Source organism: Paenibacillus antarcticus (genome assembly GCF_001637225.1).
GTDB classification, from domain to species: domain Bacteria; phylum Bacillota; class Bacilli; order Paenibacillales; family Paenibacillaceae; genus Paenibacillus_AQ; species Paenibacillus_AQ antarcticus.
This window is the reverse complement of sequence record NZ_LVJI01000028.1, coordinates 1-23,392: the sequence shown is the minus strand read 5'-3', so window position 1 is coordinate 23,392 and position 23,392 is coordinate 1. Positions and strand designations below refer to the sequence as shown.

Annotated in this window: 27 protein-coding genes, 1 rRNA gene and 1 riboswitch; of the genes, 3 read left to right on the top strand and 25 right to left on the bottom strand. The window is 41.2% G+C overall.

All coding sequences use genetic code 11. The features are described from left to right. Positions 1–19: 19 nt before the first annotated feature. The 12 genes from glmU to PBAT_RS18195 form a co-directional block, all read right to left on the bottom strand. On the bottom strand, positions 20–1,402 hold the full coding sequence (gene glmU, locus PBAT_RS18250) for a bifunctional UDP-N-acetylglucosamine diphosphorylase/glucosamine-1-phosphate N-acetyltransferase GlmU (RefSeq protein WP_169810134.1): 1,383 nt from the start codon (positions 1,400–1,402) through the stop codon (positions 20–22). A gap of 119 nt (positions 1,403–1,521) precedes the next feature. Further along, positions 1,522–1,809 carry a septation regulator SpoVG gene (gene spoVG, locus PBAT_RS18245; RefSeq protein ID WP_068592345.1) on the bottom strand — a complete coding sequence of 96 codons (288 nt, stop codon included), beginning with the start codon at positions 1,807–1,809 and terminating at the stop codon, positions 1,522–1,524. Between the two features lie 207 nt (positions 1,810–2,016). Continuing rightward, a complete protein-coding gene (purR, locus tag PBAT_RS18240; protein ID WP_068651599.1) occupies positions 2,017–2,844 on the bottom strand; it encodes a pur operon repressor in 828 nt (275 codons plus the stop codon). A gap of 78 nt (positions 2,845–2,922) precedes the next feature. Then, positions 2,923–3,777, bottom strand: a complete 855-nt coding sequence (gene ispE / locus PBAT_RS18235) for a 4-(cytidine 5'-diphospho)-2-C-methyl-D-erythritol kinase (RefSeq protein WP_068651597.1) — start codon at positions 3,775–3,777, stop codon at positions 2,923–2,925. Positions 3,778–4,057: 280 nt separating this feature from the next. Continuing rightward, positions 4,058–4,234: a small, acid-soluble spore protein, alpha/beta type gene (locus tag PBAT_RS18230; RefSeq protein WP_068651595.1), complete on the bottom strand. Its 177-nt coding sequence runs from the start codon at positions 4,232–4,234 to the stop codon at positions 4,058–4,060. A 160-nt stretch (positions 4,235–4,394) separates the two neighbouring features. Beyond that, complete coding sequence (gene veg / locus PBAT_RS18225; RefSeq protein WP_068651593.1) at positions 4,395–4,670, bottom strand: biofilm formation stimulator Veg; 276 nt, start codon at positions 4,668–4,670, stop codon at positions 4,395–4,397. 273 nt (positions 4,671–4,943) lie between these two features. Beyond that, a complete protein-coding gene (gene yabG / locus PBAT_RS18220) occupies positions 4,944–5,840 on the bottom strand; it encodes a sporulation peptidase YabG (RefSeq protein WP_068651591.1) in 897 nt (298 codons plus the stop codon). 77 nt (positions 5,841–5,917) lie between these two features. Then, positions 5,918–6,802 carry a 16S rRNA (adenine(1518)-N(6)/adenine(1519)-N(6))-dimethyltransferase RsmA gene (gene rsmA / locus PBAT_RS18215; protein WP_068651589.1) on the bottom strand — a complete coding sequence of 295 codons (885 nt, stop codon included), beginning with the start codon at positions 6,800–6,802 and terminating at the stop codon, positions 5,918–5,920. 6 nt (positions 6,803–6,808) lie between these two features. Then, a complete protein-coding gene (gene rnmV / locus PBAT_RS18210; protein WP_068651587.1) occupies positions 6,809–7,351 on the bottom strand; it encodes a ribonuclease M5 in 543 nt (180 codons plus the stop codon). Positions 7,352–7,474: 123 nt separating this feature from the next. Then, complete coding sequence (locus PBAT_RS18205) at positions 7,475–8,644, bottom strand: 3D domain-containing protein (protein ID WP_068651585.1); 1,170 nt, start codon at positions 8,642–8,644, stop codon at positions 7,475–7,477. Between the two features lie 276 nt (positions 8,645–8,920). After that, positions 8,921–9,135, bottom strand: a riboswitch (cyclic di-AMP (ydaO/yuaA leader). Between the two features lie 201 nt (positions 9,136–9,336). Further along, a complete protein-coding gene (locus PBAT_RS18200) occupies positions 9,337–10,107 on the bottom strand; it encodes a TatD family hydrolase (RefSeq protein ID WP_188016986.1) in 771 nt (256 codons plus the stop codon). A 42-nt stretch (positions 10,108–10,149) separates the two neighbouring features. Continuing rightward, entirely contained in the window at positions 10,150–11,436 is a 1,287-nt protein-coding gene (locus PBAT_RS18195) for an HD domain-containing protein (RefSeq protein ID WP_068651583.1), read from the bottom strand. 292 nt (positions 11,437–11,728) lie between these two features. Between PBAT_RS18195 and PBAT_RS18190 the strand changes: the two genes are divergently transcribed. Next, on the top strand, positions 11,729–11,983 hold the full coding sequence (locus tag PBAT_RS18190; protein WP_068592370.1) for an AbrB/MazE/SpoVT family DNA-binding domain-containing protein: 255 nt from the start codon (positions 11,729–11,731) through the stop codon (positions 11,981–11,983). 155 nt (positions 11,984–12,138) lie between these two features. Here PBAT_RS18190 and rsmI read toward each other — a convergent pair whose 3' ends face one another. The 10 genes from rsmI to PBAT_RS18140 all read right to left on the bottom strand — a co-directional run bounded on the left by rsmI (position 12,139) and on the right by PBAT_RS18140 (position 20,613). Continuing rightward, positions 12,139–13,017 (bottom strand): 16S rRNA (cytidine(1402)-2'-O)-methyltransferase, encoded by an 879-nt coding sequence (gene rsmI / locus PBAT_RS18185; RefSeq protein ID WP_068651581.1) that lies wholly within the window; start codon positions 13,015–13,017, stop codon positions 12,139–12,141. 13 nt (positions 13,018–13,030) lie between these two features. Further along, a complete protein-coding gene (locus PBAT_RS18180; protein ID WP_149466264.1) occupies positions 13,031–13,792 on the bottom strand; it encodes a tRNA1(Val) (adenine(37)-N6)-methyltransferase in 762 nt (253 codons plus the stop codon). A gap of 121 nt (positions 13,793–13,913) precedes the next feature. Beyond that, complete coding sequence (gene yabA / locus PBAT_RS18175) at positions 13,914–14,273, bottom strand: DNA replication initiation control protein YabA (RefSeq protein ID WP_068651579.1); 360 nt, start codon at positions 14,271–14,273, stop codon at positions 13,914–13,916. A 30-nt stretch (positions 14,274–14,303) separates the two neighbouring features. Next, a complete protein-coding gene (locus tag PBAT_RS18170; protein WP_068597897.1) occupies positions 14,304–15,104 on the bottom strand; it encodes a PSP1 domain-containing protein in 801 nt (266 codons plus the stop codon). A 61-nt stretch (positions 15,105–15,165) separates the two neighbouring features. Next, positions 15,166–16,140 carry a DNA polymerase III subunit delta' gene (gene holB / locus PBAT_RS18165; RefSeq protein WP_068651577.1) on the bottom strand — a complete coding sequence of 325 codons (975 nt, stop codon included), beginning with the start codon at positions 16,138–16,140 and terminating at the stop codon, positions 15,166–15,168. A 129-nt stretch (positions 16,141–16,269) separates the two neighbouring features. Beyond that, entirely contained in the window at positions 16,270–16,713 is a 444-nt protein-coding gene (locus tag PBAT_RS18160; protein WP_068592380.1) for a YaaR family protein, read from the bottom strand. A gap of 74 nt (positions 16,714–16,787) precedes the next feature. After that, positions 16,788–17,117, bottom strand: a complete 330-nt coding sequence (locus tag PBAT_RS18155; protein ID WP_068648122.1) for a cyclic-di-AMP receptor — start codon at positions 17,115–17,117, stop codon at positions 16,788–16,790. A gap of 146 nt (positions 17,118–17,263) precedes the next feature. Next, entirely contained in the window at positions 17,264–17,932 is a 669-nt protein-coding gene (gene tmk / locus PBAT_RS18150; protein ID WP_068648124.1) for a dTMP kinase, read from the bottom strand. Continuing rightward, complete coding sequence (locus PBAT_RS18145; protein ID WP_246168324.1) at positions 17,929–19,611, bottom strand: aminotransferase class I/II-fold pyridoxal phosphate-dependent enzyme; 1,683 nt, start codon at positions 19,609–19,611, stop codon at positions 17,929–17,931. Before PBAT_RS18145 ends, tmk begins: the two co-directional genes overlap by 4 nt. Before the next feature lie 372 nt (positions 19,612–19,983). Beyond that, complete coding sequence (locus PBAT_RS18140) at positions 19,984–20,613, bottom strand: NAD(P)-dependent oxidoreductase (RefSeq protein WP_068651575.1); 630 nt, start codon at positions 20,611–20,613, stop codon at positions 19,984–19,986. Between the two features lie 195 nt (positions 20,614–20,808). On the opposite strand from PBAT_RS18140, the gene PBAT_RS18135 reads away from it, so the two are divergent. After that, positions 20,809–21,273 (top strand): Rrf2 family transcriptional regulator, encoded by a 465-nt coding sequence (locus PBAT_RS18135; protein WP_068651573.1) that lies wholly within the window; start codon positions 20,809–20,811, stop codon positions 21,271–21,273. A gap of 44 nt (positions 21,274–21,317) precedes the next feature. On the opposite strand, the gene PBAT_RS18130 is transcribed toward PBAT_RS18135, so the two are convergent. After that, positions 21,318–21,503, bottom strand: a complete 186-nt coding sequence (locus PBAT_RS18130) for a sigma factor G inhibitor Gin (RefSeq protein ID WP_068597892.1) — start codon at positions 21,501–21,503, stop codon at positions 21,318–21,320. A gap of 211 nt (positions 21,504–21,714) precedes the next feature. Here PBAT_RS18130 and PBAT_RS18125 point away from each other — a divergent pair, with 211 nt between their 5' ends. Continuing rightward, on the top strand, positions 21,715–22,239 hold the full coding sequence (locus PBAT_RS18125; protein ID WP_068651571.1) for a hypothetical protein: 525 nt from the start codon (positions 21,715–21,717) through the stop codon (positions 22,237–22,239). A 136-nt stretch (positions 22,240–22,375) separates the two neighbouring features. Here the strand turns inward: PBAT_RS18125 and PBAT_RS18120 are convergent, their stop codons facing one another. Then, positions 22,376–22,798, bottom strand: coding sequence for a hypothetical protein (locus PBAT_RS18120; RefSeq protein WP_068651569.1), 423 nt, complete (start codon positions 22,796–22,798; stop codon positions 22,376–22,378). A 412-nt stretch (positions 22,799–23,210) separates the two neighbouring features. Then, positions 23,211–23,327, bottom strand: a 5S ribosomal RNA gene (gene rrf, locus PBAT_RS18115). Positions 23,328–23,392: the final 65 nt, after the last annotated feature.

Genomic DNA, 23,392 nt, shown 5'->3' with positions numbered 1-23,392 from the left:
TTATCATCAAATAGGGTTGTTAGCCTTTATTCTTCTTTGCTTTAGCCTTGTTACGAATTTTATCTGCATATCCAGGTTTGTTCACCTGTTGTTGTCTCGCGATGGCCATCTCATTCTCACCAACGGAGTGTGTAATCGTTGAACCTGCTACGATAAATGCACCTTTGCCTACTTTAACCGGAGCAATAAGATTGACATTACTACCAATAAAGGCGTCATCTTCAATCTCTGTCACAGATTTATTATACCCATCGTAGTTCACAGTTATCGCACCGCAACCTACATTAACATTTTTTCCGACGGTAGCATCTCCAATATAACTCAAATGTGACACTTTCGAGCCATTATCAATGACGGAATTCTTCACTTCTACGAAGTCGCCAATCTTGACGTCCTCTCCAAGCTTAGCTCCGGGACGTAAATATGCAAATGGTCCAACCGTTGTACGCAAACCTACTTCAGCATGGTCGAGAACTGAATGACTAATGATTGCGTTATTAGCAATAATCGATGAATCAATATCACTATTAGGACCTATGATACAATCTTCACCTATAACAGTATATCCTTTAATGATCGTTCCTGGATACAGAATCGTATCCGAACCAATGGTAACATCCGCACCAATGACCGTTGAAGATGGATCAATCATCGTTACACCATTCAACATGTGACGTTTTGCAATTCGTTCTCTCATAAATTGTTCGGCTTCAGAAAGCGCTAGACGATCATTTACACCTATAGATTCAGAACTATCATTTGTGATATACCCGAGAACCGTTTCACTCGCATTCACAAGGATACCAATCACATCTGTCAGATAGTATTCCGATTGGGCATTATGGTTCGTCACCTTCTCAAGTGCTTCGAACAATTTGAGATTGTCAAAACAATACGTACCTGTATTAATCTCGCGTACGACATCTTCTTGTGGTGAGCAATCTTTTTGTTCCACAATCCGAAGTACGCTACCATCTTCTCCGCGAATAACACGTCCGTAACCCTTAGGGTTATCCAGTTGGGCAGTTAAGACCGTTGCAGCAGCGTTATTGCTCTCATGCAGCTGCATGAGCCCTTCTAGCGTCTCTGGCGTAACTAGGGGAGTATCTCCACAGATAACAATCGTAGAGCCAGCCTCATTCCTAAGTAACGGCGCAGCCTGTGTAACGGCATGCCCAGTTCCTAGCTGTTGCGGTTGAAGCACATATTCTGCGGCATCCCCAAGATAAGATTGTACGGCTTCCGCACCATGTCCAACAATCACAATTACTCGCTCACTGTTGACTTGTTTAACGGTGTCAAGTACATGTCCTACCATGGGTTTCCCACATACAGGATGAAGTACTTTGTATAATTTGGATTTCATCCGTTTGCCCTGACCTGCGGCAAGAACTATAGCCATTCTTTTCAAGGGATTTAACCTCCTGCTCTTGAACTCACTACTGAATATATCTCATTCTACGAAAAAAGAAAAGAGAGCCATGTACTGGCTCCCTTTTCTTCAAACCCTATTAGGCGAACTTAAGCGCCTTCTTCAATCACTTCTTCTTCTTCATTAGCTGCACTTTCGTACTCTGCTAATACAGCAGATTGAATCTTCTCCCGAGTACCGGAAGAGATTGGGTGAGCAATATCGCGGAATTCTCCATCAGGAGTTCGTTTGCTAGGCATAGCAACAAACATTCCGTTGTTTCCATCAATAACCCGAATGTCATGAACAACAAATTCGTTATCAATGGTAATGGATGCGATAGCTTTCATTCTTCCTTCAGAATTTACCCGACGAAGTCTGACATCCGTAATTTGCATGTGTGTGTTCACCACCTTTTTCCATCAGAGACTTGGTGTATAATTCCACACAACACACGTAAATCCTTTTTTTTAATTCAATAAAATATCCTAAAAACAGGAATTTATTAAATAAAAATATTATTCGACAATCTTCTTGCTTATTCGTTGATAACCTACCTATTTCACACATTTAAATCGACAAGTATTTCGAGGTCAGAAAGCAATCTAAGATTCGAAATAATTACCCGGACTCACAAGAATCTGTTTACTCTTGAAATCAACGGCTGTCAACTTTGCAAGCGATACATAATCATGGAGCAAACGCTCTTCCGTCTCTACAGCCCCAGATTCCACCAATACACCAACGCCAGCGACTTCGGCATTAAACTCAGCCAGTAAGTCGACCATGCCTTGAATCGTGCCTCCTGCTTTCATGAAATCATCCACAATAAGCACTCTGGACTTTTCCTTTAAAGCTCGACGAGACAAAGACATGGTGTGAATACTCTTGTGAGAGCCTGAGACGTAATTAATACTTACCGCAGATCCTTCCGTCACCTGATGGTCACGGCGTACGAGGACAACAGGTAGATTAAGTTGTGCACCTGTCGCATAGGCTAATGGAATACCTTTGGTTTCAACGGTCATCACACAATCAATTTCTTTTTCTGCGAATGCTGTGGCGAAAATTTTACCTGCTTCGTTCATAAGTGATGGCTCTCCCAGTAAATCGGACATATATAAATATCCACCTGGTAAAATCCGATCTCTTTGTTCCAACTGTGCACACAAGTCCTCTGCAAAGAGCAGGGCTTGCTTCTTCGTCATCTTAGGAATAAATCTTACGCCACCCGTTGCTCCTGCAAATGTTTGTAGATCTCCCATACCTTCATCTTCAAACACTTCTTTAATAATGGCTAAGTCTTCACTAATTGACGATTTTGCCGCACCATAGCGGTCAGCAAATGTCGTAAGGGGTATCAATGTATGTGGTCTGTTCAGCAGATATTGTGTTAACTCTACTAAACGTGCGCTTCGTTTTAATTTTTTCACGAAATGCTCCTCGCTAAATCCGAATATTTTATATAAAATATATCATCATTATACGCCTTTTCACAAGTGTCTATACTCCTAAGTCAATAAACGTACAGCATAAACTTCACGACAAAACCCTCGTAGTCCGTTATAAATCCTAGGAACCTTCGATTCCTTGGATACTAAGCCGAACACCGTTGGACCGCTGCCTGACATCAACGTTCCATCAGCACCCAACCTCATCATGGCTTCTTTTAAGTGTTGAACTTCTGGATGTAGCTTGAGCGTAACATCTTCAAGTACATTACCCATTTGCCCGCATACCTCGTGGAAGTTTCCGGCTTGGATGGCAGCAATCATACCTGATGCCGATGGATGGTTGGTAATCTGATGACTTTTCAACCGTGTATATACTTCTGCCGTTGACACATTGATCGGTGGTTTGGCCAGTACAACCCAACACTGGGGAGGATTCTCAATTGGTGTTAACAATTCTCCCCTACCTGTTGCAAGCGCCGTCCCTCCAGTCACACAGAAAGGCACGTCTGAGCCAAGCTCTGCCCCTAATTGCTGTAACTCTTGCGTTGGTATATGAAGCTCCCATAGACGATTCAGACCTCTTAGTGTCGCAGCCGCGTCACTACTACCACCTGCAAGTCCTGCAGCAACGGGAATTTTTTTGTCCAGATGAATATGAACACCCTTCTTGACGTCATATCGATCCTTAATTAATCTTGCAGCTTGGAAAGCCAAATTCTTCTCATCAAGCGGAATATAACCTGCTTGGCTAGAGATAATGATCGTATCTCTTGGTAACTCCACCATTTCTAATCGATCTGCTAAATCGACCATTGTCATTACCATTTCCACCTCATGAAAACCATCAGGCCGCTTATGTAATACATCCAGCATTAAGTTGATCTTGGCTGGTGCTTTTTCATAAATTTTCAAGGCGTTCACCCACCCTTAACTTTTCGCTCATTATAACTTCACACATTATACCAAACTGTCTCATTCAAGTCATTTAAGATTATGATGATCATACCCTTAATTATCCAAGATGCAAATAAATAATCTATCAAGGTGAAATGGCTATACAGTCGTTTGGCAAGGATGGTACTCATTTTAATGGAATCATAAGGAATAGAGTATGAAAAATTTTACACTTACTTATATTTTAAAAAAAACGAAAGACCACCTCTTGGGATGGCCTTCCGCTTTCATATCATCATTAATCTGGGTTTCTGGCTGCTGCCTTCTCCGCAAGTTCAATCGCTCTTTTGACCATATTCCCTGCATCCTTAGCTCGAATGCCTCCCCATCCTTCTTTCTGGACGGTATCGTAGAACCCTAAATCTTTCGCAAGCTCATACTTAAGTTCTTCTGACATCACTTTTTTACGGCTCATGAATAGTCCCCCTTATCAATAAGTGAAAATGAATGTCGCTGTTAGTATGACGCAGTACACTTAATCTCATTCACTAACAAGTTCCCGATTTCACCCCGCAAAAAGAATATACAAAAAGACAGCCCTCCAAGAAGGACTGTCTAGTCTTTATAGTTAAGATTTATGCTTTGATATACTCAAGCTGCATTTCACTATTGTTCTCGCAAATCGTAACTTCCACCGAAGCAGTAAGGATATCTGCGTAACTGTATGAAACACGTTTAAAAGTCTGTTGTTCTTCGTCTAGTTTCACAATAAAAACAGAAGGGTACGTTTCTTCCAAAACACCAGTTCGCTCAACAGTCTTTCTGCGACCGCCGTTGGCACGTAACATAATTTTTTGACCTACATGAGCATCGAGACTGTGCTTGATTTCTAACAGTGCGTTTTTAGCCATGTCTAACGACCACCTCTTTCCTTGTCCAGTATAACAAATTTTTAGGTGGTTGTCAAATCAAAACATTAATTATATCAGCACTAAAATTATATTGTCAACGAATTTTTTCTGAGCCTACAAACCATTTCAATAAATCCCTAAATTCAACAAATAAACCCCAAATTCAAGGAGCAAATTCGGGGTTTATTTCTTTTTTTGACAACTACTGTATTCCTCGCACCTACGGACACAAGGGATTTAGTACCAAATACCTCCAACGTTTGGAAGTCGTTACTAAATCGCTGCTGGCGTCACTTTAAGTGTAGATAGATCATAAAGACGAGGAAGACCCATACGGTAACTCCCACGTGACTCAATACCACCTACACCTTCAGTACCACTAATTGTATTTCCTAATACATCGTTCATATTAATGACTTCTTTGATCGATGTGAATGAGGCTTTCGCAGCCACGTATACTGGATCTAGGGCATGAATGAGAATCCGAGCAGGTGAACTCGCGAAATTAGCTCCTGCTTGGAGTAAGGCCTCAAAATGAGACTGACAGGCCCCCGCTACAATGGTTAGGGCATCCAAGTTGCGTTCATACTGACGAGCTATTTGAATTGCACTTACGAAATTTTGTGAATTTTTGTAGCTATTCAGGCTATAAAGATCGTGGTTCCTCCTGAACTTTAAGACACCATCGTGACCTGTAATGACCAGAATATCTGGCTGGACCTTTGGCAAAAGTCGATAAAGTGCATCTGCCATGCCAGATTCCCTTACGTAATGACCCTCCGCAGGCACACGAAGCTGTTCGTAGGCCTGAAGACTCTTCTTTAGATAATTCGGATCTCCATCAAGATGTAGCACTTTACCAGGCACTTCGAAAAAAGCAGGCTCCTTGACAGCACCCCACTCTCCACCCGTTTGCATTTGATTCCGGGCAGATTGTTCTTCACGATGGCGCTGAAGAGACGACAGAGATTCATTTGCTTTCACTTGTGCCTTCTGGGTCTTTTCGCTCACCGGTGAATAGGGTACCTTCGTTAAATCCTTAAGGGGAGAATCCGCCAACAATCGAAAATCAGTTCCCTTAAGGATGGCAGAGTCCTGGTATATATCTTCAATACGAAACGCAATATCACCGCCATACGATTGGCGGACGACTAAATCACCCAAATTCATCAGAACATCACCCCTACCCCATGTTATGGGCAGTAACCCGGATTGGTTCTTATTTTGGTATATTTATCATTCACGATCTACACAATACCCGCTTCTAACAACACATTACTAAGAGTAGCAAATTCTTGTAGGCTGAGTGTTTCTCCACGTCTCGAAGGCTCAATTCCTGCCTGTAGCAATAAAGCATCAATAAGCTCACGTCCTTCAGCAGGTGAGAACCGGCTCTTGAGGTTATTCGAAATGGTTTTACGTCGTTGAGCGAATGAGGCGTGTACCACGTCAAAGAAATGTACTTCATCCTTAGCATCAACTGGCGGTTTATCACGAACCGTTAAACGAATAACAGCAGAATCCACATTAGGCTGCGGAATAAATACTGTGTTTGGCACGATACAGATCAACTTTGGCTCACTATAGTATTGAACTGCAATACTAAGACTACCGTATTCCTTACTCCCCGGTGAAGCAGCCATACGCTGAGCAACTTCCTTTTGAATCATGACAACAATATGCTCAAGAGGGAGTTTCCCCTCCAGAAGTTTCATCAAAATAGGTGTTGTAACGTAATACGGCAGATTCGCCACCACGCTAACCTTAGAAACATCTTTAAAATGGCTCTCAAACAACGCTTTCAAATCTACTTCAAGTACGTCTGCCTGTTCCACCTGCACATGCTCATAGGGTTCCAATACTTCTTCCAAAATTGGAATAAGGCGCTTGTCAATTTCAACTGCGGTCACCTTACCTGCTGTCTGTGCCAATCTCTCCGTCAGTGCGCCAATGCCGGGACCAATCTCCAAAGCCCCTTTGGTGGAATCCAACTCTGCTGCTTCAACAATTTTATTGAGAATATTCTGATCAATAAGAAAATTCTGACCCAAGCTCTTCTTAAAAGAGAACCCATGTCGTCTAATGATATCCTTCGTTCGTCTTGGTGTAGCAATGCTATCTAAATCATTCATTGTTTATTATCCTCCCTCTTCAATTTGGGCGAGGGCACTTACGAATTCATCACGCGTAATTTGAAATATCGCGAGACGCTTCAGAAACTGCTTGCCATTACAATACCCAATACCAAGAATGTTACCCATAGCCATACGACGAGCGGCTGCATCAGGGTGAACCATAAGCCCAGCGTCTACAAGGTCTTCCATGTCGATAAGGCTCTCTACGCCTTCGTAGGAGGTATGGACACGATCTAATGCGTGACGAATGGATTCCGGCGATGCATTCTCCACACCAATATCACCTTTGCGTGTCGCATCGGCTTCTGGAATGAAGGCATGCTTACACCCTGGAACACGCGAAGCAATAATTTTGCGAATTCGTTCTCCAGCATGATCTGGATCGGTAAATATAATAACGCCTCTTCGCTCTTGTGCTAATGCAATTCGCTGGATGATACGTGCATTAATTGCAGAGCCACCCGTTTCGATTGTATCCGCATCTACAGCTCTCTTAATAGCTGTTGTATCATCGCGTCCTTCCACGACAATAATTTCTTTGATCATGACTATTTCTTCCCTTCAAATCCATTATAACAACAGCAAAAAGAAGAGGATAAATCCCCTTCTTCAGCATGACTTCCATATGACCCTAATAGTATAGCATTACAAGACTGTTGTAAAACCGATTTAGTTCAATTGAGGCTTAGTCGGTCCGATGACATATACTGTTCTCCCAGACTTCCGTCCAAAATTACGAGCATTCTGTAAGGAGTCATAGTATACATCGATTTTATTACCCTTGATGGCACCACCCGTATCTTCTGCACGGCGGAATCCAATGCCTTCAATGTACACCCACCAACCCATAGGGATAATGTTGCGATCAACCGCAATCGTACGCCCCTCTGTTACGCGTGTACCTGAAGCCGTCCGTGTACCTATTCCTGCTTCTTCCGATGAATAAGCGGTCATAGACACATTCTTAAGAACCTTCTTATATGTGAAGTCCACGCCAGCCTTACTGAGCTTGTTATTGCTTAGGCTTGCTTTGATAACAGAACTCTTCTTGCTCGTGTCTTTTTTGCTTGCTAATGTAGATGCTAAAATAACTGGTTTCTTCGCTTCTACTTTCGTGCCTACCAGAACAACTTTATCCTGTCTGTTACTTTGCACTTCCGTGCCAACCATCTTCATCGATACAAACTTACCGTCTTGATATATTTTCTCGATATGATGAACGATTGTACCAGGCTGTCCATTCTGTGCCACTTTAACATTTCCTTTGAGAAGCGTTGAATCTGAAGTCTTAATCACCTGGAACGGAACTTTCTCAATACGCTCTACAAGCTGTTTATTAATCCGCACAATCTTGATCTCTAACTGATCTGTGACCTTACTAGTCAATTCAGGAAACACTTTATCATGTTCCTTAAGCGTTACACCTAATTCTTGAATAACACCCTTAACCGATCCTTGCGTAGTAAATCGGGTTTTAGATTGTCCATCAACAACGACATTAACCTTAACTGCACGCTCTATAAGAACCTTATCTCCGTCTTTAATCGAGCTGTTCAATGCCATGGAAACCTTATCTTCCGGTCTCAATACGATCGCTTGTTCATCTAACATATCCCGTAACATCGCATGATGGGTTTCAATAGGTTTCACTTGACCATCCATGACCAGATACACTTGTTTACGACCTTGAATACTGATTAACAAAAGAACCAAAAGGGTAATCGCTATTAAGACAATAGCTGCAACAGAGATATTACGTAAATTTTCATACTTCCAACGCGTTGCGTAAGTCATGCTGGATGATGATGAATCATGGGTTTCTTGTTTCAAAATGCCCACTTTCCGATCCTCCTTCATAGCCTCGCCGTCTAAGTAACCATATATGAGATCTGCGATTGACGTGACTATTATAAATTTTTTTACAGGATACTTTAGAACCACGAGTATCCTGCATCATGTACCAGTCTGCTCGTCATGTTTGTCACCCCCCTGTTAAACAAGAGTATGATGACAACATTGTCTTTATTCAAAAACAAAAGAAGCCATAAGAAAGAGTTAGAGGAACTCTTTCGTGGCTTCCCGATATCTGAATAAACGGAAATACATGCACGAGGTTGCCTCTCTTCATAACGCTTACGAGGTTAGCTGTCGGGTTTGGACGAAAGAGAGTCGCCCTATCTTAGGTCAACCGCTCATGGCGGATGCCTTTAAATTCACCCCAAAGACCCAATAAAAGAAATCAAATACGACATATGCTGAACACTTCATCAGTTCCATTTCGTATTGGTTCCCCCGTTCTCCAACGTTCGGAGATTCAGCGAGACTGGTTCAAGAAAATAATAAGCTATCAAAATCCGATCAGCTCATATCACTGAAAAGATGATATCGCGTTTCTATGCATGTTGTAAAGCACCAATCAACCACAAAATTCTGAATAAATGGTTAAAAAATTGTAATATCCTCGCTTTTGGTCACCCTCAGACACATATTGGTCGCTCATGCTTGCTTTTACACCATATTTACTCCCATTTTTATAATATACCAAATAAATCCAGTGCATTTCGGGTCGTTATTCGGGCTATTTCTTCGATATCAACACCTTTAATCTGGGCCGCAGCCTCTGCCACCAACCTAACATGAGCAGACTCATTTCGCTTTCCTCGATATGGATGTGGCGTAAGATAAGGTGAGTCTGTTTCGATCAATAATCGGTCCATTGGCACCTGAGCAAGTACCTCTTTAGGTTGCTTTGCATTTTTGAATGTGATCGGACCTCCGAAAGACAAATGAAAGCCCATATCAAGACACATTTTAGCGGTTTCCCAACTCCCCGAGTAAGAGTGCATAATACCACCAACCTCATGAGCCTTCTCTTCTCTTAAAATTCTTACCACATCTTCGTGTGCATCTCGATTATGGATCACGATGGGCATCTTGATCTCACGGGCAAGTCCGATTTGCTGGCGAAACACTTTGTGTTGAATATCTTTAGGAGATGTATCCCAATAATAGTCCAACCCAATTTCACCAATAGCGACAACTTTCTCATGTTGGCATAAAGATGCGATCCATTCTAGGTCTCCCTCTTTCATCGTAATCGCATCTTGCGGATGCCACCCAACTGCCGCATAGATGAAATCGTATTTCTCTGCCAACGCCATGGTCGTTGGGATGGTCTCCCGATTAAAACCGACATTGACCATTTTACTTACTCCACCTTCAATACAACGTGCAATAACCTCTTCACGGTCTTCGTCGAATTGCGGTGCATCAAGATGCGTATGTGTGTCGAACAACATCATGAAATAACCCCCTTCTTGTGAGTAACAACTTCAAATTCTATGTCAATAATCCTTGAAAATTTGGGTAATAGAAGGAGAAAACAGCGATAATGCTGTCTCAATTTTCTCTTCTGGGAAATATAGGTGAACTTTGCCGCGATGTAGACCACTTATCGATCGTACAATATCTGACACTTCGGATATTTCTTGTAATCTGTCTTGTCGGTCTAATAATAAAATTTGTTTCTGACTAACCTCATCTCCTGGATGAAATATATCGTAGGGAAGATCGCTTGGGAAATCAACAACCAGATCATAATCTGGATCCAAACCCGCTTGAACAAATGCTTCACGGATTTCATTAATCATATTCAGATTCTGCGGTTCTAACTCTACATATTTATACAGTCTTCGATGCATGAATCGCTCGCAAAGCTGACTAAGTAAAGGATCCTTCTCCATAACCCATTGCATAAATGCAGTCTGAATCAGAGCCTCGTCCAATTTCAAATACTGCTCAACGCTTAAGTGATCTTCAAATAAACTGACGATTGGCTTCATCATGAACTCGAATTGGAACCCACTATAATACAATTCCTTAGCCCGCTTAAAGATAAGTCGTAACAACATTTCTGAACTTCTTGTCACAGGATGAAAATACACTTGCCAGTACATTTGGTATCTTGACATAAGATAATCTTCAACAGCATGCATTCCCGATTCTTTCACCACAATTCGTCCATGATGGGGTCTTAACATCCGAATGATACGATCGATATCGATGGTACCGTAATTTACACCCGTATAATATGCGTCTCGGAGTAAGTAATCCATCCTATCGGCGTCCAGTGGGCTAGATACGAGATTGACAACAATGGGTTTATCATAAGTTTTTGCAATAACAGAAGCAACCTTTGCTGGTAATTCAGGATCCACCTCACATAGAATGTTATGTATTTCGGTGTCTCCCAGAATGATTCGGCAAGTCCACTCTTCATGATTCATGTCAAAAGCTTCTTCTATAGAATGAGAGAACGGTCCATGTCCTAGATCATGTAGCAAGGCAGCGCAAAGTGTCAGTAACTTCTCTTCCTTGGGCCAATCAGCGTACTGGTTTCTTTCAAACAACGAAATGATCTGCCTTGTAATCTCATAGACCCCTAATGAGTGTGAGAACCGACTATGTTCAGCACCATGAAAAGTGAAATAAGATGTCCCTAACTGACGAATACGACGTAGCCGTTGAAATTCAGCTGTATTGATCAATCGCCAAATCGTTGTATCCTGTACATGGATATAATTATGAACTGGATCTTTGAAAACCTTCTCTTCATTAAGAGGGCGCATCATATCATTTACACTCCTTTGTCATTGCATTTACACAATATGATAAACCATGTCGAAAAATGTCATATTGAGTCGTATTATTTATTTATAAAACGACATTAATTTTAGTTATTCTTATCACTTATTTTATATGTAATGTCGTATAATACAACACTTTTCCATAATAGTACCTATTTTTTATATGAATTACGGGTTGACTAATTTGGGAAAGGTTGGTATTATAAATATCACTAAAGCAAGAATTATGTCGAATCGTGGCATTTTAATTGGATATTCGAGAGGAGCAACAATAAATATGATGAAATCAACAGGAATCGTAAGAAAAGTAGATGAACTAGGACGGGTAGTTATTCCAATCGAATTGCGTCGTACGCTAGGCATCGGAGAGAAAGATGCTCTAGAAATCTACGTTGATGGCGAACGCATTATACTTAAGAAATATGAACCAGCTTGTATCTTCTGTGGCAACGCTGAGAATGTTATCTATTTCAAAGGTAAAATTGTTTGTAATGAATGTATCTCAGAAATTCCTACACCTGTAACTATTTAATTAAGAAAAACTTATATTTTCTTATATTCTGAAATAGGTTATAATAGGAATAATAAATTTATTAATTCAAACCTTTTTAATATCTCCTTGATGTCTTCCCAGCTTTATTAAAAGCTGAGAAGGCATTTTTTTTGCTTATTGTATAAACAACACATTTACAGTAAGGAATTATAAATATCTCTTTTCGAGACGCCACGATCGGTTGCTGTTCTTTTCATCGCATCTTTACGTGTTTCTCCCTCTTTTTCATAGTGTGTAACATGCTCTTCTAAAGATAAGTCCTGCCACCAGGCATCCCTCTGCGCCTGTTCATCTTCCTTACTTGCCCCCTCCACAACAACGACATATTCTCCTATCGGTGCATGCTCAGCTAACCAAGTCAAACATTCTTCAACGTTACCACGTACCATTTCTTCATATCTCTTCGTTATTTCACGTGCAAGTACAACTTGACGATTGCCCAGTGTTTCTAGCAAGTAACTTAACGTTTTAATAATCCGATGAGGTGACTCATAGAATAATAGGGTACCTTGGGCATACTGCAAGGAGGATAGAACACTCTGAATATCTTTTCGGTCACGAGGCAAGAACCCCGCAAATGTAAACCGTTCAGTCGATAACCCTGACACAATTAATGCGGATAGGGCTGCGTTAGCACCTGGGATGGGAATCACAGAAATTCCTGCGGCTATGGCTAACTTCACAAGGTCTGATCCAGGATCTGATATGGCTGGTAGACCAGCATCACTCACAAGTGCTAAATTTTTTCCTTCTATTATATATCGAATTAATTCTGGCCCACTTGCGACCTTATTGTGCTCGTGATAACTAAATAACAATTGAGGTGTTATTTCAAAATGAGTTAATAACTTTCGCGTCTGACGTGTATCTTCGGCAGCAATAATGTCACATTCTTTCAATGTTCTTACTGCACGGAAGGTGATATCTTCTAAATTTCCTATGGGTGTACCCACAAGATACAACGAACCGCTTGTTGTTTCCCCTTGAAAACTACTTTGCTTCTGAATACTCATACTGCACCCTCTTTTAATTTCTTTTTTTTTTGGACCCATAGTAAATATCTAATAATTCTTGGCAGTATTCGTTGTGCTCATTATATACAATCAGTGGAGGTAGAATTCGAACGTCTGGCTTGCCGTCACGTAACGCCTCGATCAATACCATATTAGCTTCTGAGCCTGCACGCGAATGTACAAACCGAATTCGCTTTGGCTCTAGACGATTCTCACGCATCAACGTCATTAACTCACCTAATCGTTGAGGTCTATGCACCATATTTACTTTCCCACCGGTACGAACTAATCGTGTGCAGGCTTGTAGTACCTCCTCAAGCGTACAATGGATTTCATGACGAGCTATCGCTTGATGCTCATTGAGCTTAATATCACTGCCATTCATCGGCATATAGGGAGGGTTGACCGTAATCGCATCATATATACCATGTCCCGTTTCCTTATAAAGCTCACGTAGATCTCCTTCTCGAATAACAACGGACTCCTCTAGCCCATTAAGCGCTACACTACGACGTGCCATATCAGCAAGTCTCGGTTGAATTTCAATACCTTCAATAGAAGCCTTCGTACGAGATGTTAATAACAACGGTACAACTCCATTGCCTGTACATAAATCCAGTACACGACCTTTGGGCGGAATGCTAGCGAACCTTGCTAATAATACCGCATCCATGGAAAAACTAAATACCTCATCGCTCTGAATGATCCGAAGATTATGCGTTAATAAATCATCCACTCGTTCTGAATCTTTAAGCATTATATTATCTATATTCATTTACCCAATCCTTACACGTTTTATTATTCAATCAAATATAAGAAGTAGCGTACCTAATGAAACTTATACTTTCTTATATTTCAAAAAAACCGTAGGTAATTTCCCCTACGGCTTGATTTTGCTATTTATTCAGAAAAGACAGACAGAATAGACAGTCACCTTCGGTTCGTAAATGTCCATAATAGACATTACAAATATGGAAGCCTTCATGATATAACCTTGCAAGGTTATCATATCCCTCTCCAACAACATCTTCTAGAACTTCATGAGGATGATGTGGTATAGAAGATGCGACTCTTTCTTCCATGAGTTGAGCTTCTCTTTTCAAAATAATTCGAAGTCGCTCATTCTCCAAAACAAGTCGATTATTCTCTTCAAGAAGTTCCTTGACGAGTAACTTCAACTCACCTAAATCACTGTGCATGTGTTCCATTTGTTCTTCCATTTCCTGCATGCGTAGAAATACATTTTTCTTTTCCATGTTTCCACCCCGAACAGTAACCTCATTGGTCTACTTGATGACAACGTCATCCATTGGAAGTTCCTTAACTTTGCCCAATTCGAACAATTGTACGTGAACACTACGGCTACCAGCATTGATTCCTACGACTTTGCCATCTCCTAAAGCAGTTACAACCATTTTGCCAACGGCAGGCAGTTCTTCTCTTACACTTTCGTAGTTATCATGCTCAAACTTAAGGCAACACATGAGTCTTCCACACAATCCGGAAATTTTGGTTGGATTCAACGATAATCGTTGATCCTTCGCCATCTTAATAGATACCGGTTCGAAATCACCCAGCCAAGATGAGCAACACAGGATTCGTCCACACGGACCGATTCCACCCAACATTTTGGCTTCATCGCGAACACCAATCTGTCTTAGCTCAATTCTTGTTCTAAAGATACTCGCAAGGTCTTTGACAAGTTCTCGGAAATCCACTCTTCCTTCAGCCGTAAAATAAAAAATAATTTTGTTTCGGTCAAACGTAAATTCTACGTCCACAAGCTTCATTTTGAGTTCGTGGTCCCGAATTTTATTTAAACAGGTAGCAAACGCATCTTTTGCTGCCAGTTGATTCTCTTCCACAATACTAGCGTCGGAATCACTCGCGATACGAATAACCTTCTTCAGTGGTAAGACCACGTCTGATTCTTGCACCTCTTTTTTTCCAACGACGACTTTTCCGTATTCGATCCCTCGCGCTGTTTCAACAATAACGCTATGATCCTTCATAATAGGGAAGTCCAATGGATCGAAATAATAGATCTTACCGGCCTTTTTAAACCGGACACCCACTACACTGTACAAAAGCTAACCCCCTACCATCACATCTTCGTGTTCCCTATAAATCTATGGGGTCAATCCATCCTCAATCTTCTAACCCCATCAAAAATTGTTCCAGACAGAGTTGTCCATTCACATTATAACGTAACTTCTTCTTCGCCTCTGCGGCCAGATCCATATAGGAGATCCACTGCGCATCCGTTCGTGAAGGAGCCTGTGAAGTCAAATACTCTAGCTGATCTATAAAAACGATACTTTCGTGCCTTTCGTATTGAACATGCAGCATATCTTTAAACCACAAATGAAACAGGTTAAAGAGGATATCTAGGTGTTCTGAGAGTCCCGCTTTGAATAGCTTCGATCCCGCAGTAATAAGAGACGTGCTCCCTCTGCCCATAGACTCCTTCCCTAATTGTAACACTACGTTTCTAATTTCTGCAAACCAATTCTGCTCAAGTAGTTCCCTACATCCTTCCAATCCAGATGATAAATGGACCGCGCAACGAACTAATGGTGAGGGATACCCCTCATTAATGAGAACTTGAAGCATCATCGTAGGACTTAACGGATGAAATGATACACGCTGCGATCTTGATTGAATCGTAGGGAGAAGTGCTTGTACATTCTCTGCAATCAAAATAGCAACTGCAGGAATTGGTGGTTCTTCAAGAAATCTAAGTAAACTATTAGATGCTTGATTGGTCATCGTATCAGCATGATCAATAATGTATACTTTCGGATTCTTCGATTCCGATCGATAGGAAAAGACCCGCTGTAATCCACGGATCTGGTCAATTTTGATGGATGCCCCGTCTGGATTGATCAGAATTAAATCAGGATGATTACCGTGTTCGACTTTGCGGCATTCTAAACATTTACCACAAGCATCATCCTTTATTTCAGTACAGAATAGTGCTTGTGCAAAAGTGCGTGCCGTCTTCATCTGACCGCTTCCCGAAGGCCCATCAAATAAATATGCATGATTTACGCTGTCTTTGCGTAGTCCACTCTGAAGAATTTTTTTGGCTTCATCCTGCCCTAGAATATCATTAAAAGACATAAATCCCCTTTTCCTGGGTAAATTACTCATAGGATGTTATCTATATAGATTGAACTAAAGTCGAACCCCCATGATTCTCTTTAGAAATGATTGAACTTGTAAGTATAAACTTTAGTTCAGTCTATCTATTTAAAAACTTAAGTTGATTAGCATACCTCGAATTTCACCCATTTGTTGCAGAAGGTCTATTTTACCCTCTTCACTTTCTAATAATTCATCAGCCATGGCTAACAATGCAGAATCCAACTCATCAATTAACTTGTAACGTTTGCCACGCCCTCGTCGATCCCAGCCTCTTGTTTCCTTCATGCTTACACCACGACGAACCGTGTCTTCGAGGAATCGCTTGATCATCGTGCGATACGCTTTCAATTCACGAATCGTCATAGATCGTGCAAGACGATCTCCCTGCATTTGGATTTCTTTAAGGCGTCGGCCTAGTTCTTCTTGTGAAGCGATCTGACTCTGTTGTTGAATCACATCAGAGAATGATTTTTGCAGAAGGGGTTTGGCACCACTGTCCACGTTTGGCAATTCACTTTTGATGGGTCTATAACCCGGGTTTATTTTCAAAGGATATCTCCCCATTCACGATCGCCTTTGTTAGCTTCAACTACAATAGGATCTAACAAATGAATCTTTCTTGTTTAGAAGTGTTCGAACCGCTCCACTGGCATTACAAATACGGTAGCTCCACCGACTTGAACTTCTACCGGAAGAGGCAAGTAAGAATCTGTTGTACCGCTCATTGGTGTGATAGGCGTGACCAATTGCTCACGAATCTTACAGCTCTTATTAATAACAGTCATGACAGCATCAACTTGGTCATCGTCAATACCAATCATAAATGTCGTATTCCCTGCGCGTAAGAATCCTCCTGTACTCGCAAGTTTTGTTGCTCGAAAGTTAGCTTTTACAAGTTCTCCTGACAAACGGTTACTATCTTTATCTTGCACGATCGCAATGATTAATTTCATCTTGCATTCCCCCTCATTTTTAATTGAGTCCTGATATGGACTGATGATTTGTGAACCAACCAACTCGATATAAAAGGTCGATTGAAATACCCTATCTCATCCTTGAACCATTTGATGTGAATGCGAAACATGATTGATGTCATTACTTACTTACTCTTATTTGACAAGGAGGCGCCAAAATCCTTTAATATACCCTTTTCCAACTCACAAACAATATCATTCATCACTTGAGATGGACTCTGATCTGCATTAATCATAATAACTCGCTCAGGGTACTCCGCAGCAATAATGTGGTAACCTTCACGAACCTTATGATGAAACTCAATGTTCTCCATGTCTAGTCGGTTCACTTCCCGTTCCTGACTAGCTGCTATCCGAGATAATCCTACCTCAGGTTTAATATCTAAATAAAATGTTACATCTGGCATAAGAGAATCAATCGCGAATTGATTAATACTCCACACCTCATCCATCCCTAATCCTCTAGCGTATCCTTGGTAAGCAAGACTACTATCAACAAAGCGGTCGCAAAGAACTAGGGTTCCTGCATCGAGAGCGGGTCTCACCTTCTCTACTAAATGCTGACGACGAGCAGCTGCATACAATAATGCCTCTGTTCTAGCATCCATTTCAGTGTGTCTTGTATCCAGGATTACTTCACGGATTTTCTCTGCTATGGTAATACCCCCGGGTTCCCGGGTAAGCATGTAGGGAATAGAATGATCGTCAAAGTAGGTGCTTAATCGACTAATAATGGTTGTTTTACCTGATCCTTCTCCGCCCTCGAATGTAATGAAATTACCTTTGGCATTCATAAATTTTCCTGCTTTCTGTCCTTCTTAAAGACCATAATACTCTGTAATTCAGGGTCCGCGGCCGCATGACACTTCGCGCCCGCTGCGGACAGAACAAGAAGATGTTTTTGCATATCTTTAGAGATACTCTCGCCCATATATAACAATGGTATACCTGGTGGATAAGGAATAATCATTTCTGCCGCTACCCTTCCTGCACACTCTTCTAAGGGAACCGATTCGACATGCTTGGTCGCTACGGGCTTCAAGTTAAAGGGAATGGGTGTCGAAACGGACGCCTTCATAATGTTCCACGTGGAAAATTCGACAGCATTCTTCATAACTGGAACATTCCTTGGACTCCGTTCATCACCTTCCCCTGCAATAGATATATGCGCAAGGGCCCGTATTAGGTGATTCGTATCCTCCAACGTGGACCCTAAGCTAAAGAGTAAGACGACGTACTGTGCGTCGCTCATCTCTGGGATGCAGCCATGCACTTCAAGCTGGCGTTGCAGCTCGTATCCGCTCAGGGCCCCTGTGACGTCATATATGACGGCTTTGAAGGGGTCCTGCGTCGTATAAGCAGCCATAGCCGCGCTTGGCTGCGTGGTGTTGCCCGCAGAAGCGAAGCCTGCGGGCGGGCTCTCGGGCTGCGGCGGAGCAAGCAGCCCGAAGCGCGGGAGCTCCGCGAGCCCGCGCTTGAAGGCATCCACGGCGGCGAGTCCCGCCGTGAAGGTAGCCGCGCCGCCAATGTGTAACTGGCGGCGGGCTAAATCGAGCGAAGCCATCATCGGATACGATGGGCTGGAGCTCTGGACCATCGCTAGCCGCTGGCGCAGCAGCGCGCGATCGAGAAGTGCGCCCTGCACATGTAGCATAGCGCCCATCGTAAGTGCAGACAACATCTTGTGCGTCGACTGTACGACGCCATCTGCCCCACATGCTAGCGCGCTTGCTGGTAGCGTAGGATGATGACCGTAATGCGCGCCATGTGCCTCATCTACTAATAAAGGTACACCATATCTATGACATGCTTCTGCCAAAGGTGTAAGATCCGTACCCATACCATAATAATTCGGCATCGTAACCAGGACGCCCCTAGCATTAGGATATACTTCTAGCGCTTCATCAATCTGTGCTGCTGTAGGTGCAGTTGACAGTCCACTAAAAGAATCGATCTGTGGCTGTAGGAACACGGCCTGTGCACCTGCTAACATGAGTCCATGCAAAACCGATTTATGTACATTACGCTGAACAATTAGTATATCGCCTGGGGTGGTACATACCGTTAGAATCAAGGATAAGTTCCCAACCGTGCTACCTCCAACAAGAAAGAAACTCTCTTCTGCTCCGAAACAACTAGCCGCAAGTTGCTGTGCCTCAAGGATCACTCCTTCGGGATGATGAAGATCATCGGTTCCTGAAATCTCAGTAACATCAATCTCCATCATCACAGATAACAATCCTGCACCCCCTTGGGAACCATAAGCTTGACCATTCTTATGCCCCGGAACATGAAAGGAAATCCGTCTTTGCTCTCTATAGTCAAGTAACGCCTCATACAAAGGTACTCGATCTTTATTTATGTATCCCTGTTCTTGACTCTCCTTCTGGGCCTCTTCCGCTACTGATTGCGTTAAAGTACTCATTAGTTGTTCACCTAAGGCTTGCCCACTAACTATTCGTTTCTTAGACACGTAACCTCTCACCTTCTAATTCTATATGAGCGCTCATGATCGTGTATCGCACGCCAATTTTTTTTGTCTTCGTTATATAGGTGGTATGATCATACGATTCTGCCCCATATATTATCTCTTTCTATTTTATCGTAATTTACGTGTAACGCCTAACTTTAGTAATCATAATTTAATAAAGTGTAACTACAATATTACTATAATGTCATGATACCCATGTTAAAGACAAAAAAACCTAAGGTACACATAGGTACCCTAGGAATTTCAGTTTTAACTATAACTATCTATTTGAATAACGTCAGATTATTTCTTGATGTACCCAACGTAACACACCTATTAAAAATGTTATTTAGACCGTATAACATAATACTTACGTTATACAGAAGCTACTGTGAACCGTTCTTTGCTGTGCTTAGGCTGTTCAATTTCATCCAATACGGCTACAGCATAATCCTCCATACTGATGTAGCTTCTACCTTCCTTGTTCACGAGTAAATGATCTTTTCCAGTTTGATATAAGCCCGTTCTTTCACCAGGTTCGATCTCTGCCGGAGGACTAATAAATGTCCAATCACAATCTTCTTCGGCCAAGTATAACTTAAGTGCTTCACTCTGATTAGTTGCCGTAGGTAAATAAATATCAGGAAAACCTGGTGTATCTAAAACACGTGTACCTTGATCATCGACATATAGGCTTCCTGCACCTCCAACCACTAATAGTCGAGTACTTGGCGCTTGTAGCGCTAACTCAATCAATTTCTTATTTGCCTCAATATGCAGATGTTCTTCCCCTGGTTTCGTACCATAAGCACTTACAACTACATCAAAGGATTCTAACTCAGTCGTTAATTCAAAAACATCTTTTTCAATAACAACCAATTCACCCAAATCTTCAACCTTCTTGGAGTCTCGTACAATAGCTGTTGCTTTATAACCCCGACGTGATGCTTCTCTTACAATACGAATTCCAATACGACCACTTGCTCCAATAACTGCAATATTCAATAGAAACATCTCCTTTAAAAAAATATTAGATCCTGTAACCATTATAGTTACAGGTGTGTGAAATGTCAAATGCTCTTTACCTTAGTAATTTCTAATGAACCCCGCTATGCTATACTGTAATAGATCTTTAGCTTCTCTAATATTCACACCACTTTTGTTTTGTAGTTACCCATTTTGTTTGTGGAGGAATGAATTATGGCCATCAGCAGCCGCTTCTCTGTCGCTGTTCACATTATATCTTTATTAGAAATTTCTAAACCCGAACGCTTAACCTCTGAATTCATCGCTAGTAGTGTAAATACAAATTCAGTCGTAGTCCGACGTATTATGGGCATGTTAAATAAGGCCGGCATCATCAATACATCCCCTGGTGTAGCTGGAGCTATGATTTCCCGTCCTATTGCACAAATTACCCTATTAGATGTGTATCTAGCAGTCGAAGTGGATCACCAAGACCATTTATTCTCGATCCATGACAAAGCTAATCCCAATTGCCTTGTAGGCAAGAATATTCAACATACTCTGGACCAACGGTTCACCCAAGCACAACGTGCTATGGAGAATGAACTTGCAAACGTTACATTAGAACAGATTGTTACTGACCTTCTAATACAAGACTCTTCCATTTCTTCTACTACGACAACTATAAACAAAGGGTAGCTTATCATATAAGCTACCCTTTGTTTAAGAAAAAAAAGTATGAACTACACATTCACCTGCAGACTTATTCGCTTCATTTGATGAATAAAATAATGATACTTCGCTTCTTCCGCATCTGTTTGCACCATTTCTGATTCGCAAGCCTCGCAGATAAATTGAGATAAAATACTTATCCCTTCCTCTTTACCCTGCCCGCAAATAATACAGACGTGTTCCGTATGATCTTCCATCATCCATCCCACCTTGTCCTTTTTCCTATCAGTATGTTACAGTTTCTACTATTTTAAACCTTTTCATAGATCTTTCATATGGATTTTGTTCCTTTTGATATATGTATTCAGTCACATCTTTCTTGGTGTCTGTACCTTAAACATCTTTATAAATACTCTAGTAGAACCGATATATGTTATAGAGGCCCTCAAAGGAGGAAAGTTATATCATATGACGGAAAAAATCGATAATAGCGCCACTTTTTATCAATACAAACTTATTAAAAAGGTTCCTATTCACAAAAAAATGAACATGTTCTATTTAATACTTCCCTGTTTCGCAGTTATTGTGGAGATGATATTAATTTCTTGGACAAGCATCTTTTATTTCGTATTAGCCGCTCCTCTTGTACTATGGATACATTATGTTATATCTAGTTCTACACTCTTGATTGCAGGTTTTCATTACCGTAAACGCTGGGCATTCTCTATGAAACTTCCTTGGTTAGGTTACATGCCTAATCAACATATTACCTATCGACTATTTCTCAAAATAAATACATATACCATATGGATCGGACTTTGCTTATTTCTAGTCCTTATGATTTGGTCACCATTATCTTTTACTATAGGGCTACTCATCTGGCATCTTTGGTTTATGTTACCCCGACTATATGCCATTTCAAAACTATCTAGTATGCGAAAAGACGGCATGATCAAATTTAACACAGAAGATATCTCCTACTATAAACAATGATCCGATAAGAACTTTCGAATATCACATGATAAAAATCTAGAAACGTATTTGCCTCTTAATAAGTTAGCGTCCCTTTGGAGTGATAGTATCTTATAATAGAAGAAGACCTTCTTCCAATTGGAAAAAAGGTCTTCTTCTATTTATTTTCTAAGCTTCTTATGATTGATTTATCTGTAGGTTTGGGTACCATAATCACAAAATAATCATCTTCTACTGTAATTTGTACCACTTTTTTATCTTTTTTAAATACTCGAACTGCATCACGTTGTTCTTGTTCGTCTTCATCTTCTTGCCATCCCCATTCTAGAATGGTTTCTAAATAAACATCGGGAAAAGCATTCTTTTCCTTGAGTCCAGGTAGAGAATATCGGACAACATTAATTTCTGAATTGTTACCAGGACGATCCTTCTTATTGCCTTCCTTTGGTACTGGAAAGCTCTTTTCATTCGCCGCTCCTTCAAAAGAAATCCATGAAGGATCCGCGTTTCCACAGCCGACTAGAACGATCATTATACTACACAACAGAATGAGAGCACGCAGCAATGTTTTTCCACGCATGAATGTCCTCCTTACTTCATTTCGTTAATTACACGAATGTATCGTTTTCTGCTCTATAGACACTATCAAATTTAACTCTAACGATTGTTTAGCTTATTTATACTTTATTATTATACTTGCAAGTCTATAACCTTCGGTAACAAAACTGTTACACTCTTTTAACTAAAATCACATGAAGAAACTCTATCATTCTATTCTCTTTATAATTACTACTCATCACTGTACCTATTCTGTGAATGCATATGAAGGCTGTATGCTGGCATATATAGTTGCCTATACCGCACCCGCTGAATTACCTACATGTAATTACAAGCAACTATGATCTTTACGCTATTCACTTTACATCTCACAATAAAAACATAAAACAAAAAAGAACTACCGTTGATCGAACTCAACGGTAGTTCTTATGTGTGCTTGGCGACGTCCTACTCTCCCAGGACCCTGCGGTCCAAGTACCATCGGCGCTGGAGGGCTTAACGGTCGTGTTCGGGATGGGTACGTGTGGAACCCCTCCGCTATCGCCACCAAACGGTTTCAGCTTTATGCTGTTATTCAAGGTTTAATCCTTGAAAACTAGATACGAATGAATTTGCA